At 34.3% G+C, this 13,005-nt stretch carries 14 protein-coding genes; 8 read left to right on the forward strand and 6 right to left on the reverse strand.

Going from position 1 to position 13,005, the window contains the following annotated elements; all coding sequences use genetic code 11:
- Positions 1-590: 590 nt before the first annotated feature.
- From HMPREF0367_RS10865 to HMPREF0367_RS10545, 3 genes are read right to left on the reverse strand one after another with little or no spacing between them, the layout of a single operon-like run.
- Entirely contained in the window at positions 591-962 is a 372-nt protein-coding gene (locus HMPREF0367_RS10865; protein ID WP_081683649.1) for a type II toxin-antitoxin system PemK/MazF family toxin, read from the reverse strand.
- Complete coding sequence (locus HMPREF0367_RS05915; protein ID WP_316244695.1) at positions 922-1,380, reverse strand: single-stranded DNA-binding protein; 459 nt, start codon at positions 1,378-1,380, stop codon at positions 922-924. Before HMPREF0367_RS05915 ends, HMPREF0367_RS10865 begins: the two co-directional genes overlap by 41 nt.
- Positions 1,313-1,474 (reverse strand): hypothetical protein, encoded by a 162-nt coding sequence (locus tag HMPREF0367_RS10545; RefSeq protein ID WP_169815940.1) that lies wholly within the window; start codon positions 1,472-1,474, stop codon positions 1,313-1,315. Before HMPREF0367_RS10545 ends, HMPREF0367_RS05915 begins: the two co-directional genes overlap by 68 nt.
- 560 nt (positions 1,475-2,034) lie before the next feature.
- On the opposite strand from HMPREF0367_RS10545, the gene HMPREF0367_RS05920 reads away from it, so the two are divergent.
- The 7 genes from HMPREF0367_RS05920 (at position 2,035) to HMPREF0367_RS05950 (ending at position 10,011) form a co-directional block, all read left to right on the forward strand.
- Positions 2,035-2,700: an EcsC family protein gene (locus HMPREF0367_RS05920; RefSeq protein WP_051335197.1), complete on the forward strand. Its 666-nt coding sequence runs from the start codon at positions 2,035-2,037 to the stop codon at positions 2,698-2,700.
- 13 nt (positions 2,701-2,713) lie between these two features.
- Positions 2,714-3,394 (forward strand): FxLYD domain-containing protein, encoded by a 681-nt coding sequence (locus HMPREF0367_RS05925; protein WP_035402243.1) that lies wholly within the window; start codon positions 2,714-2,716, stop codon positions 3,392-3,394.
- Positions 3,395-4,040: 646 nt separating this feature from the next.
- Complete coding sequence (locus HMPREF0367_RS05930) at positions 4,041-5,312, forward strand: hypothetical protein (RefSeq protein ID WP_035402245.1); 1,272 nt, start codon at positions 4,041-4,043, stop codon at positions 5,310-5,312.
- Positions 5,313-5,365: 53 nt separating this feature from the next.
- Complete coding sequence (locus tag HMPREF0367_RS05935) at positions 5,366-6,532, forward strand: O-antigen ligase family protein (RefSeq protein ID WP_035402247.1); 1,167 nt, start codon at positions 5,366-5,368, stop codon at positions 6,530-6,532.
- A 63-nt stretch (positions 6,533-6,595) separates the two neighbouring features.
- The gene (locus HMPREF0367_RS10055; RefSeq protein WP_051335198.1) at positions 6,596-7,813 is read left to right on the forward strand and encodes a M23 family metallopeptidase; all 1,218 of its coding nucleotides are present in this window, start codon (positions 6,596-6,598) and stop codon (positions 7,811-7,813) included.
- A 10-nt stretch (positions 7,814-7,823) separates the two neighbouring features.
- Positions 7,824-9,143, forward strand: a complete 1,320-nt coding sequence (locus tag HMPREF0367_RS05945; RefSeq protein ID WP_035402249.1) for an RsmB/NOP family class I SAM-dependent RNA methyltransferase — start codon at positions 7,824-7,826, stop codon at positions 9,141-9,143.
- Between the two features lie 7 nt (positions 9,144-9,150).
- A complete protein-coding gene (locus HMPREF0367_RS05950) occupies positions 9,151-10,011 on the forward strand; it encodes a YitT family protein (protein ID WP_022355258.1) in 861 nt (286 codons plus the stop codon).
- A 21-nt stretch (positions 10,012-10,032) separates the two neighbouring features.
- On the opposite strand, the gene HMPREF0367_RS10450 is transcribed toward HMPREF0367_RS05950, so the two are convergent.
- Genes HMPREF0367_RS10450 through HMPREF0367_RS05960 form a run of 3 tightly spaced genes read right to left on the reverse strand, consistent with a single transcriptional unit; the run spans position 10,033 to position 11,688 of the window.
- On the reverse strand, positions 10,033-10,170 hold the full coding sequence (locus tag HMPREF0367_RS10450; RefSeq protein WP_154654092.1) for a hypothetical protein: 138 nt from the start codon (positions 10,168-10,170) through the stop codon (positions 10,033-10,035).
- Positions 10,171-10,175: 5 nt separating this feature from the next.
- Positions 10,176-10,499 (reverse strand): AAA family ATPase, encoded by a 324-nt coding sequence (locus HMPREF0367_RS05955; protein ID WP_081683650.1) that lies wholly within the window; start codon positions 10,497-10,499, stop codon positions 10,176-10,178.
- A 1-nt stretch (position 10,500) separates the two neighbouring features.
- Positions 10,501-11,688: an FprA family A-type flavoprotein gene (locus tag HMPREF0367_RS05960; protein WP_035402252.1), complete on the reverse strand. Its 1,188-nt coding sequence runs from the start codon at positions 11,686-11,688 to the stop codon at positions 10,501-10,503.
- 177 nt (positions 11,689-11,865) lie between these two features.
- On the opposite strand from HMPREF0367_RS05960, the gene nagA reads away from it, so the two are divergent.
- Positions 11,866-13,005 (forward strand): N-acetylglucosamine-6-phosphate deacetylase, encoded by a 1,140-nt coding sequence (gene nagA / locus HMPREF0367_RS05965; RefSeq protein ID WP_022355255.1) that lies wholly within the window; start codon positions 11,866-11,868, stop codon positions 13,003-13,005.

Consider the following 13,005-nt stretch of genomic DNA (forward strand, 5'->3'; position numbering starts at 1 on the left):
CGCAATCTTTGCCTTTTCAAGATTTCCTGCTATGAGTAATAACTGTATACGCTCCATGTCCATCTGAATAAATGGATTCTTTTTTGTTTCTTCTTGATAAAGTCCAACTCATTTTCCTGCCCTCTTATTTTACATACAGCTACCCTTGCCAATGTTATGAAAAAACCCTTGTTTTGCCTCGTATATTGAAACTCGTTTTATTTTAACGAGGTATTGGTGAGGCATGTCCAAGGGCGAGACGAACCAATACGCTCAATATAAGTATATCATTCTTTCATGAAATGCGATTTTTCACGATTCGTCTTTTTCCCTTGTCTGCCAGTAATACTTGTACTTCTCAGGTCTTTCGTGTCGCTTGTGCCATCTGTCATTTACAAGGACTTTCAAGACCATTTCTTCCTCGATCAATACTTCTCTGTCTCCCTTGATTTCCAAGGCTTTCCATATGCCTTTCTTGTGCTTGTATAAAAGCTCACACACTCGAATGTCTTTCCCCTCGGTAAAATATACATCCGACTGAACTATGTCTCCCTTTATCAACTCCTGCCCTTTATAGAGTTGATACTGTTCTTCAGGATATCTGTAAGGTCTCAAAGAATGCCTAACTGCACCATGAGCGATGTTTTGACCTGCCTCAATTCTGCATCGCTTAGTGCACCCATTCTTCTGCCTACAGTGTCCTTGTCGATTGTCAAAATCTGTTCGGTTCTTACCACTCCACAATGTGTATGCACGTGGCAAGGTAAGTCCATTCGTTTCATGCTTGTTGTCAATGGACATACCTGCACTGTGCTAGAACCCTGATTCTGAAAATCGTTGCTAATGATGAGACATGGTCTGTTTTTGTCTAGTATAAAGTCATTGTACGTTGGTAAACTGCACCAATGTACATCTCCATATCTAACCATCTCTCTATGCCTCCTAGAATGGATAATTGTAATTATCGTACTGGTTTGGGTCATAATATCCGTTGTCTGATTGACTGTATTCCTGACTGTCTGCTTGTTGCCCTTGTGCCTGCGTATTCTGTTGTCCTCGTTTTGTTTCCAAGAAGTGTATTTGATTTACCAACACTTCATTTACAGATACTGTGCTTCCCTGCTTGTTCTTATACGTTCTAGACTGGATTCTTCCCTCTACACCGATAAGAGAACCCTTTTTAAGATATTTTCCCATGTTCTCTGCCGTTTTGTTCCAAGCTACACAAGTAATAAAATCTACATCTTGCCCACTTTCGCCTGCTTTCATTCGGTTAACTGCCAAACTAAAGGTAACTGTGCTTTTGCCTGATGCTGTCTTTCTTAGCTCTACATCACGCACCAATCGCCCAAAACCACGCTTCTTTAGGGTCGTCCCCCTTTTTAGTATTGATTTGTTCACAGTGATTAACTATATCTATAATTTCATGAAACATTAATTCTTGTCTTGGTTTTATGGTGTTCCTTGCAAATTCTATTTTTTCTCTTGTGTTCATTTTTTCCTCCAAAGTATTTATAATCTGTTTACGACACTTTTACGACACTTTTTTTAATATATTTATATCAATCTATAATAGCAAATAACCTATATTGTCTTGAAATATGCTTTATATATAGGCTTTTAACGACATGTACCAATTTATATTAAATTATTTTACTTTCCCTAAGAGTCCACCATGTATTTGAAAATCACATTTATTAGTTAAATTGTTTATATTTCATGTACATTTAGTGCAAATTAGGTGTTTGTCTGTTTATTATAGATGAACACCTTTTTTGTATCTTCTCAAGATAATATTTTCACAAGTTAATTCGCAAGATTAACTATCTCCATTATAGAAGGAGATGATATTTATGAGAAAAAAGAGACACTTAAGAAAGGAACTAGAAGACCTATTATGGACAGGCTTTATTGGAGGATTATTAATGCTCTCTATAATAAATGTATTAGTAATAGGAAGATAGTTCCTCTATTTTTTTATCTTTATTTACAAAACTTGTGAAAATCTACTACCCCTCGGACTTATGTGATATACTGAATTCAGGAGGGGAATATATGGATTTTATTAAGGCTATTCAAGGTATTAAACTCCCAGAAATTTCTCAAGAAGACATGATGAAAGTTTTGGATACATGCTATCAACAAGCAATTAATGGAATTCCGGGATCTAAAACATGTGAACAGTTAGCAGAAGAGTACACAAATCGTTATGATAGTTTAGAAAATGCAGCTAGACAATTTATTTCATGGCAAGTAGCAAAATGTGGTACTTCTGGATTTTTAACTGGATTAGGTGGATTAATTACACTTCCAGTTGCAATTCCTGCTAACATAGCTAGTGTTCTTTATGTACAAATGAGAATGATAGGAACCTTGGCTATAATGGGAGGCTATAATTTGAATGATGATGAGGTTCAAACATTGGTTTATATGTGTTTAGTTGAATCATCAATCGCAGATATTTGTAAACAAACAGGAATAAGAGTCGCAAATCAAATTACAGTCTCAATGTTAAAGAAACTGCCCGGAACTGTTTTAACAAAAATTAATCAAAAAGTAGGCTTTAGATTAGTAACAAAATTTGGACAAAAAGGGGCTGTTAATCTTGTTAAAATGGTTCCTTTAGCTGGAGGACTAGTCGGAGGTGGAATAGATATATTTGAAACGAATCAAATCGCCGATAGGTCTTATAAGTTATTTATTGAAAAGAAAATTGATTAATGGAGGAAAATTTATGAAAAAATTTTTAAGTAGTATATTTGCTATTACATTATTTTTAGGATTATCTGGATGTGGTTCATCAGGTGGTGAAGGTCAAACTGATCAAAATAATGAGCCAAAAGAATTAGTTATTGAGGAAAGTGGATATTATCTATCAAGTGATACTAGTCCATATGTTATGTATGGTGTTAAACTTACAAATCCAAATGAAAATTATTATGTAAAGTTTCCTGTCATTTCAGTAACATCTTATGATGATGAAGGAAACATTTTGGGAACCAGCGAACAGACATTATTTACAATTGCTCCCGGAGAAACCATTGAATTTGCTTCTCAAGCTGATTGTAATCAAGTTGCTCCAACTAATGTAGAATTTAAGGTTACTAATTTAGAAGAAGATTATATCGAGGGTGATTGTCCAAAAGTCACTGAAGGAATTGAAGTTGTAGATGGAAATATTGTTCAGGATGGAAGTGGTATAGGATATCGAGCAACAGGATTTGTAAAAAACAATAGAGATGAAGATATAGATAACGCAATGGTATCTGTTTTATTCTACAGTGGAGAAACCTTAGTAGGAGGACAAATGGGATTTGCTAACAATATACCTGCGGGACAACAGGTTCCATTCGATAATTTCATTTATTCCGTTCCAACTTATGATTCATTTAAAATTGTTGCAATGGAATGGTAGTCAATCTCGCAAGTTTTCCTCTCCCTATTATAGATAGAAAGAGAGGAAATATTTATGTTTAAAATCTTAAAAACTGTATTAAAAGAAAGATGAGAAACCAAGAACGAGACTTTATCAGATCGTATTGGTACCTACTGCACTAAGCTTGAATCAACTACAGTTTCTACAGCAGCTTGTATACTAGATTGTGCTATTGATGGTACTAAATTAGGACTTGAGCTAATAGGAGGGACAGTAGTTGCATTACTATGTATAGGGGCACTAATATCTGACGATAAAGAAAGCTAAGTTTATCTTGGTTTTTTTGTTCATATGAATGGAGGGCTTTAGGACCATCTCTAAAAATCAATCGCAGAAAAAAAACTAGTCCTATTAATAGTTATTAATTCGCAAGAAAAACTATTTGTATTATAGAAAAAAGAAGATGAAGCACTTATATTTGTGGAAAAATCTTCTCAAAATCTTCTCACGCACCTGAAAAGTCCTTTAGGTAAAGCATTGGTGCAGAATCCTTAAGAGTCCACCATTTTTTTGTTCATGAGCCTTTGAATAAAGGCTTTTTTCTTTTATTATGAAAATCATAGAAACTTACTTTTAATTTTTTAAAGCGATTGATATAATATTTCCAAGTGGGAGGAACTTACGAATGTCTGAAAACAAGGGGAAAACAGATCAAAATTCAGTGTCGAAAGAAGAAATAGATGATTTTGCTCAGGCACTTTTAGATAGAAAAACAGAAATGGCATTATTTAAAGATATGCCTAAAGAAGAAAAAACACAGGATGTAAGTCAAAGAAAGCAAGCAGAACGCCAACTTTCCAGTGCTTTAGATATGCTTCGAAAAGAAAGAGGGCAGTTGCCGATTGAAGAAGAAGAAAGACGCTATACATTTCAACAGAGTCTAGATGATTCTAATTTTGAAGAGGAAGAAGATTTTACAACTTATTCTTTAGGAAAAGATGACTTGATGAATGCTTCTTTGAAAAATGTTCATGATGCCTTAGATGGTGATGTTGAAGTTGAAAATAAACCTATTCAAGAAGAAAGTACAAAAGAAGAAGCTGTAAAAGAACCAAAGAAGAAAAAAGAAAAGTTAAAAAAAGTGGATCCAAACCGAAAGAAAAAGATCATTGCGATCATTGCATGCGTCGTTGTGGTACTTGGATTAATGGGAGCTTATGCTTATAAGATTTACATATATGATCCACAGAATGTGGCAACAGAGGCCCAACTGGCTTCTTATGATAAATTAGTTGCCTATGCGGATGAATGGGACATGATGTCTGATGCGGAAAAATCGGAAATCTTGGATCTTAAGGAAGATTATGATTCGTTATTGGATAAACAAAAAACAGAAATAAATAGTTATTTTAAAGAACAGACAGGTCAAACTTTCAATGCGCTTTATAAAGAATTAAAAGCTTTGAATGATGAGCAGGAAGATGAACAAAATCCTGATTATCAGGAAATTGTGGCTTATTTGACAAACTGGAGTTCAAAAACCGATGATGAAAAGATGAATGTTGTCAATCTAAAAACAAAATATGATGGTCTCACAAGTAGTTTGCAAAAAAAGATTGATGACTTAAGTCGTGAACAGACACAAAAATCTTTCGGCGCTTTGTATACTGAATATCAGCAGTTACAACAACAGCAGCAACAAGAAGCTGAGGCAGCTCAACAAGCTGCAAATAATGAGCAGATTGCATATTATCAATCTTTGATAGATCAATATAATGCAAGCTTACAGGAATACACAGCTTATGCATCTACTCTTCAACAAGATCTAGAATATGCACAATCTACAGGACAGGATACTACAGAAATCCAGTCACAAATTGATACAAACAATCAGCTAATTTCTCAAGCGCAAAGCACGATTGCTTATTATCAACAGTTGATTAACGAATTACAATAATCATGAAGAGAAATCATTACTGGTTTCTCTTTTAAATTAGATGGAGTGATTTTATGCAGTATATACGATCAAGAATTGAAGATATAAAAAGTTTATCACTAGAAGATAAACTGATTCTATTTGTTGCCTTTGCTTTATTTTTGCCGATGTATGCATCTACGATTTGCATCGCAAGCGTAACTATTTATGCTCTTTTTAAAAAGAACCTAATTTCTTCGATCAAACATCAAACAGGAGCAAAATTTTTATATGCTTTTTGTTTATTGGAAATTGTTGTGAGCCTATTTTATGCGAATTCTATTGGCGTGATCAATGCTTTAGGAATGTTGTTGATAGGTGCATATGTTGCCTATTATCGTGATCATATTTCATCAAAAGTTTTTGATCTCATGATCGAGATGATCTTATTATTATCTTTGATCATTACCGCCTTTGGCCTTTTTGAATTTAATTATTATTCACAATTGGCAGATCATTCTTTTTTTGATTTTTATGTGCAGAATAAACCTTCTAGACGAATTCATGTTACATTTTTAAATGCAAACATCTATGCAACAATGATTGAATTTTTTGTTGTTTGCTGTTTGTATAAATGGGTCAGTTGTTCATCATTAAAGGAGAAAGCGTTTTATGTATTCTGTGGTGTAGTAAATCTAATCATGTTGTATTTAACAGGATGTCGGACTGCTTTTATTCCATTAGCTTTGGTGGTTCCTGTATTCTTTATTTGTTATGGAGAACGCAAATGGATCTTATTTTCTATTGGTTTGATTTTAGCAGGTATCATTGCTGTATTACTGATTCCGGATCTTATTCCAAGGCTTTCCGATATTTCGACTCTAGAAAGCCGCTTTGATATTTGGTATGGAGCTTTTCAGGGAATCACCATGTATCCGCTTTTTGGGAATGGTCCTCAGACATATGGACGCTTGTATCCTATATATGATTGGCATAAAGCCCCACATGCCCATAATATTTATATCGATGCAATTTCATCTTATGGAATCATAGGTACAGTTTTATTGGTTGGTTATTATGTGTATTTGGGCAAAGAAATGATGCAGGTTAGAAAACATAAATCCCTGTTTGGTATGATGGTTAGCTTTGTTTTAGTTTACTTGATCCATGGTTTACTAGATTGTACTTTAAATGCTCTTTGGACCGGAATGCTCTTTTTTGTTGTTTTAAATACAGGTGCGATGTATCGAAAAGAAAATTGAAACTTAGCAACTAATTGTGTAAAATTAAATTACTAGAAAGACAGACATAGATAGGAGAATAATATGAAACTTTCTTTACTATGCATCTGTCTTTTTCTTTGTTTAAGTGGCTGTACGCATGCCTTTGCCAATGAAGAAGTAGATTATGATACGCTTGTAGAACATTGTCGTTTAGATCAAGTAAATGAGATCTCTCTAGCTTTATCAAAAGATTTAAACGAACTTAGTGATCAATTGCAGGTCATAAGTGATACAAAAGATCAATTAAAAAAACAATTAAATCAGATACGTTTACAAAAAGAAATAGTGGATAAAGAGTATGATGAAATCAGAACTCAGGGCTCTATATGCTTGATGCGTTTACAAACAAGATATCCTTTTTCATATGACACATTGATCGATGCATACACAGAATATGCTTATGACAAAGAGTTTATAAATGAACTTAAAGAACAGACAGTACAAAAAAGCAAAATAGAAACAGAATATACTAAAATCAGTCATCAATATGAAAAACTGCATATTAGCTGTACAAAACTTCAGGATCAAATTGATCATTTATTTTCTTTGCAGGATCGTTTATTTGCGCGTTTTTCTTCTCAGATTCAAGAGTTTAAAGATTCCGGAGAATATAACGTACATAAGATCATTCAAGGTAATGAACAACTGCCAGCCTATGGAGCCATACATTTGGAAGAATATGAAACCAATGAAAGTTGTCTGGTTGCCGGAAATTATTCAATCGATTCTTATAGTTTAAATTGGTCAAGTGTGATTGAAAATGGTACAATCAGTGCGGGAACATGGACGTATCCTGATGGAGGAATGCATTTGGGGCTGGATATAGCAGCCAGTATGTTTTCTGAAGTCAAAGCACCTGCTAATGGTATTATTTTGTATGCGGATGCGCCCGTGGATTCTGATAATGGATATCTGCAAAACTGGTGTGGTTGGCCTGCTGGTGGAGGGAATACGATTTGTATGATTTGTGCGGTGGATGAAAAACTATATGGTGTTTCCTTTGCTCATCTATCTAACCAAATTTATGTATACCCAGGACAGCAGGTACGACAAAATGATTTATTGGCTCTTTCTGGAAACAGTGGTAATTCCTCAGGGCCGCATACGCATATTGAAATATTTGAATTAAGGGTTTCTTTAGAAGAAGCTGTCGAATATTTCATGCAGGGAGCTGATTTTAGTTTTGGGAATGGTTTTGATATGCCAAATACATGTTCCAATATCGCATGCAGGATCCGACCTGAAAATGTATTGTTGTAGGAGATGTTATATGAATGAAGAATTTTTAGAACGTATTAAATCATATATACCAGACGAATTTGATGTCTTTTTAGCATCATTAGATAAACCTTTGTATCGAGGTTTACGTGTTAATACAAAAAAGATAGATACAGATATATTGAAAGAATATATGCCTGTATTAGATAGACCTAGTATCTTTTCTAAAGATTCATTTTATGTAGATCAGCCATTAGGAAATCATCCTTTTCATTTATCAGGTGCTTTTTATCTACAGGAGCCCAGTGCTTCGGCTCCTGTAGAAATAATGAATGTACAACCAGATGACATTGTGTTGGATTTATGTGCTGCACCAGGTTCTAAAAGTACCCAGATTGCCCAAGCGTTAGGCGATAATGGTTTTTTATTATCGAATGAGATTGATTCGAAACGAGTGAAGATCTTATTATCAAATATGGAGCGTATGGGTATAGTGAATATGGCAGTTACTAACACAACACCGGAAATCATTTGTAGTAAACTGCAGGGGTGTTTTGATAAGGTCTTGGTGGATGCACCGTGCAGTGGGGAAGGAATGATGAAAAAGCACGAAATTGCTAAAGATAACTGGTCTTTAGATAATGTGTTATTTTGTGCTAAACGGCAAAAAGATATTTTATCTCACGCTTATAAGGCATTGAAAAAAGACGGAATCTTAGTATATTCGACTTGTACTTATGCAAAAGAAGAGAATGAGGATGTAATTGAATGGTTCTTAAATGAATATAAAGATATGGAGCTTATCCATATTGATTCCTCTTTTGGTAGAGAAGGCTTTATTCCTGGTGTTCGAAGAATTTTTCCAATGGATCAAGGAGAAGGCCATTTTATAGCTAAATTGCAGAAGAAATCAGGTGTTGATAAAAAACTATCTTGTCTAAGATCGGCTTCTTTAGATGCACTAGTAACCAGTTTTTTAAAAGACCAAATCGAAAAAGACAAATATTATTTCTATACCAATCATGACAAAGTTTATTTGATGAAGCGACCTTTTATAGATCTGAAAAATATCAAGGTACTTCGACAAGGTCTATATGTAGGGGATATTATAAAGAAACGCTTTGAGCCAGCTCATGCATTTTATATGGCCAACTGTTTGAATTATTTAATGACAGTTGACGTATCAATTGAAACGATGGATCAATTTATGCATGGCCTAGAAATTGAACAGGAAACACGAAAAGGATATGTCGCCTTATGTTATAAAGGAATTAATTTTGGTTTTGGAAAAAGTGATGGAAAAAGAATTAAAAATAAGATTCCTAAAGGGCTTCGTTTAATGGAAGGCTCTCATGTGTTAAAGGAGGACTAGATGTAAAATGGAAAACAATCGAGTATTCTTATATCTGCAAGTTATCTTTGGCAGTGTTTTATTTGCGCTTGGTTTGTATTTTTTCATAACACCAAGCGGTTTGAATTCAGGAGGAATCATTGGTTTTGCTCAATTGTTTGATTATTTTATTCAATCTTTCGTTAATGTGCCGGTGTCTTTGGATTTAACTGGTATCATTAACATGGCGTTGAATATCCCCTTGTTTATGTTGGCATTTCGTTCCATTTCTAAAGAATTTTGTTTTAAAACACTTTTGAGTGTAGTTGTGCAGATGTTAACATTGTCTCTTCTTCCAAGACAGATGACACCTGTTATGGATGATGTGCTTTCCAATGTGATCTTTGGTGCAATTGTTGGCGGCTTTGGAATAGGTCTAACATTAAGAAGTAGTGGCTGTGCCGGAGGCATGGATATTCTAGGAGTATATTTTTCAAAAACGAAACCAAATTTTTCTGTAGGTAAATTATCGATTTTTCTGAATATTGTTTTATTTGCGATATGCGCAATTGTTTTTGATGTGCAGAGTACTTTATATTCAATTATTTTTGTGTTGATCATGTATTTTGTATGTGATAAAGTTCATTACCAAAATATTAATATGACAGCTTTTATATTTACAAAGAAAGCCGAATTAAAAAATGAAATTATGACTCGAACCGGTCGAGGTGTAACTTATTGGATTGGTAAAGGTGCATATACTGATAATGATCTTTATATCTTATATACAGCATTGAATAAATATGAGATCCGTAGATTGAACAAGATCGTAAAAGAAATAGATCCAAATGCTTTTATAACTTTAAGTGAAGGACAAAAAATTTCTGGCGGTTTTGAAAAACGATTATAAAAAAGGCGATGAGTTTAGTTTTCATCGCTTTATTTTATCTATCGTCTTTTGAACGTCAAGAGTTGTTACATCGATTTTTTGTGTATCTAGATCTTTGTAAAGTTCAAGATACTGTAAACTTTTTCGAATGGTTTGATTATCTCTTCGATCGATCAGCATACGTTTTATGAGTTCTTCTTTTTCACAAAATGAATGTCAACACCCTCTGTATCCAATTTTTGAATGATCTGATCAATGATATCTTGTTTGTGCATTACCCAGCAAAAGATGATATTTTCAATACCTGGTGTATGAATGAAGTTATTCAAACAATGGGTAATATTATCCAATACCATATTTTTTGTATCTTGATTGACTATAAATGGATCCATATTCCAACACCAGTCACCATCAAGAAAGACACTATGATCTAAATCCTGATTCAATTGATTACAGATCGTACTTTTACCGATCCCCATTGGTCCGCCAATTAAATATACATGTTTCATATTAAAGACTTTTTCCGATTTCAAGAGCTAGTTTATAGTAGTTATCTAACTCATCTTCAGAAGGGGTAAAGTTTTGTGCAATTGCATCAGCAGCTGGTTCAAATCCAGCTTCTTTTAATTTATCGCTTAGTGTTGAAGGTACGTTTCTAAACCATCCGTACGCACCAAACGCCAGTCCTTTTTTATCATTGATCTTACAAGATTTAACTCGTTCTAAGAAGCTTGCAACACTTGGAGCCATGGCATTGTTGTAAGTGCCTGTTCCTACACAAACCATTTTTGCATCCATCAAATCTTTCATAACAATGCTAGAGCGTGTAATGCTTAGTTTATAAACTTTGACATCCATACCTGCAGCAGCAAATCCTTCTGCCAGGCTTTCTGCAATCTGCTGAGTGTGTTTCCATACAGATTCATAGACAATGACAACTTTGTTTGACTGTTTTAAAGTGGCAAAGTCTTTATACGCTTCAATGATATCCGTAACATAATTTTTCCAAATAATACCATGTGCTGGAAGGATCATTTCAATATCAAGATTCATCGCAAGAATTTGATTTAATTTGTTTTTAACCGGAACAGTATATGGCATAACGATATTCGCAAAATATTCTTTGGCCTGTTCAATGCAGTAATGTTTATCCAGGTTTTCATCTGTCATTTGATAATTAACGATATGTTGTCCAAATGCATCGTTTGAGAATACAACTTTTAATTCAGGACAATATGTCAACATATTATCTGGCCAGTGAATCATATTCATTTCTACAAAAGTAAATGAATATTTTCCTGTTGACAGTGTATCTCCTGTTTTTAATTCATTGAATGGTGTATCTTCGATATATTGAGCCTGCATATGGCGAACACCAGCTTTGGTCGTATAAACTTTTGCGTTTGGATATTTCTCATAGATCTTTTTAAATCCACCTGAATGATCCGGTTCTGCATGCTGAACGATGATGTTATCGATGCTTCTACCATCTAATACAGATTCAATGCGTTCAATGCATTCTCCACAGAATTCTTCTTCAACTGTATCGAATAATGTAATTTGATCATCAATGACCAAATAAGCGTTATACGTGGCTCCTTCTTCGACTGGATATAATTCTCCGTGAAAGTCTCTAACGTTTAGGTCTCTGACACCGACCCAATATACATTTTCTTTAATTTTAATTGCTTGTTTCATCTTCTCACTCCTCGACGATAGTTTAATTCATTTATACAAGAATTTCAATGAATTTGTATTTGCACAAAATTAATAAAATAGTTAAAAATAATATTAAAAAGTGAAAGCGTTAAATGAGACAATAAATTGGAATGATAGTATAATAAATTGTAGAAATGAATGGAGGCATATTGAATCATGATTATTCAAAGTAAAAAGGTTTGGGTCGTAAATACTTGGCTTGAAGCTCAGATCGAAGTTGAGGATGGAAAAATCACAAATATCTATCCATATGGTACAAAAGAGGTTGATGAAGACTATGGTGAAAAACGTATCGTTCCAGGTTTTATTGATGTACATACACATGGTGCGTATGGATTTGATACAAATGACGCTGAAGAAGAAGGTTTACGTACTTGGTTAAAAAATATCGTTAAAGAAGGTGTAACAGGAATCCTTCCTACAACAATCACGCAAAGTGAAGAAGTGTTAACTGCTGCCGTTAGTAATGTAGCAAAAGTTGTAAGAGAAGGCTATGAAGGTGCTGAGGTATTGGGTATTCATTTTGAAGGTCCTTATTTGGATCAAGTATTCAAAGGCGCTCAGCCTGAACAGTATTGTGTAAAACCAGATGTTGAGCAGTTCAAACGCTATTATGAAGCAAGTGATCATTTGATCAAGATCATGACAATGGCTTGTGAACATGATGAAGACTTTAAATTGACTAAGTTCTGCGTGGATCATGGAATCGTTGTTAGCCAGGGTCATTCTGGTGCAACTTTTGAAGAGGCAAGATTGGCAATTGCCAATGGTGCTAAGAGTATGACACATGTATTTAATGGTATGTCAAAATTTCAGCATCGTGAACCAGGTTTAGTTGGTGCTGCAATGCGTTTTAGAGATGTATTTGGCGAAATTATCGCTGATGGAAATCATTCAACTTTAGATGCCTTAAATAACTACTATACTGTAAAAGGTCCTAACTATGCTGTTACGATTACAGACTCATTGATGGTTAAAGGGCTTCCTGTTGGTACTAAGGTTCTATTCGGTGGAAATGAAATTGAACTATATCCAGATGGAAGTGCACATTTAACAGAAACGAAAGGGTTGGCTGGATCTACATTAAATGTAAACAAAGGATTGCAGATTTTAGTTGAAAAAGCATTGGTTCCATGGCAGACAGCGATTAACTCTGTTACTATTAACCCAGCTCGTTTGATCAATGTAGATGATCGTAAAGGAACGATCCAGACTGGAAAAGATGCTGATTTAGTTGTCTTAAATGATGACTATTCTGTTGAAATGACTTATACGAAAGGAAAGAAAGCTTTTTAG

Source organism: Faecalitalea cylindroides ATCC 27803 (genome assembly GCF_000469305.1).
GTDB classification, from domain to species: Bacteria; Bacillota_I; Bacilli_A; order Erysipelotrichales; family Erysipelotrichaceae; genus Faecalitalea; species Faecalitalea cylindroides.

What these genes read in the sequence shown, in the direction of transcription:
- HMPREF0367_RS05955 (WP_081683650.1), bottom strand. Translation starts at nt 10,499, where the DNA reads ATGAAACATGTATATTTAATTGGCGGACCAATGGGGATCGGTAAAAGT.
- nagA (WP_022355255.1), top strand. Translation starts at nt 11,866, where the DNA reads ATGATTATTCAAAGTAAAAAGGTTTGGGTCGTAAATACTTGGCTTGAA.
- HMPREF0367_RS05960 (WP_035402252.1), bottom strand. Translation starts at nt 11,688, where the DNA reads ATGAAACAAGCAATTAAAATTAAAGAAAATGTATATTGGGTCGGTGTC.
- HMPREF0367_RS05930 (WP_035402245.1), top strand. Translation starts at nt 4,041, where the DNA reads ATGTCTGAAAACAAGGGGAAAACAGATCAAAATTCAGTGTCGAAAGAA.
- HMPREF0367_RS05945 (WP_035402249.1), top strand. Translation starts at nt 7,824, where the DNA reads ATGAATGAAGAATTTTTAGAACGTATTAAATCATATATACCAGACGAA.
- HMPREF0367_RS10450 (WP_154654092.1), bottom strand. Translation starts at nt 10,170, where the DNA reads ATGCTGATCGATCGAAGAGATAATCAAACCATTCGAAAAAGTTTACAG.
- HMPREF0367_RS10545 (WP_169815940.1), bottom strand. Translation starts at nt 1,474, where the DNA reads ATGAACACAAGAGAAAAAATAGAATTTGCAAGGAACACCATAAAACCA.
- HMPREF0367_RS05950 (WP_022355258.1), top strand. Translation starts at nt 9,151, where the DNA reads ATGGAAAACAATCGAGTATTCTTATATCTGCAAGTTATCTTTGGCAGT.
- HMPREF0367_RS05920 (WP_051335197.1), top strand. Translation starts at nt 2,035, where the DNA reads ATGGATTTTATTAAGGCTATTCAAGGTATTAAACTCCCAGAAATTTCT.
- HMPREF0367_RS05925 (WP_035402243.1), top strand. Translation starts at nt 2,714, where the DNA reads ATGAAAAAATTTTTAAGTAGTATATTTGCTATTACATTATTTTTAGGA.
- HMPREF0367_RS10865 (WP_081683649.1), bottom strand. Translation starts at nt 962, where the DNA reads ATGACCCAAACCAGTACGATAATTACAATTATCCATTCTAGGAGGCAT.
- HMPREF0367_RS10055 (WP_051335198.1), top strand. Translation starts at nt 6,596, where the DNA reads ATGAAACTTTCTTTACTATGCATCTGTCTTTTTCTTTGTTTAAGTGGC.
- HMPREF0367_RS05935 (WP_035402247.1), top strand. Translation starts at nt 5,366, where the DNA reads ATGCAGTATATACGATCAAGAATTGAAGATATAAAAAGTTTATCACTA.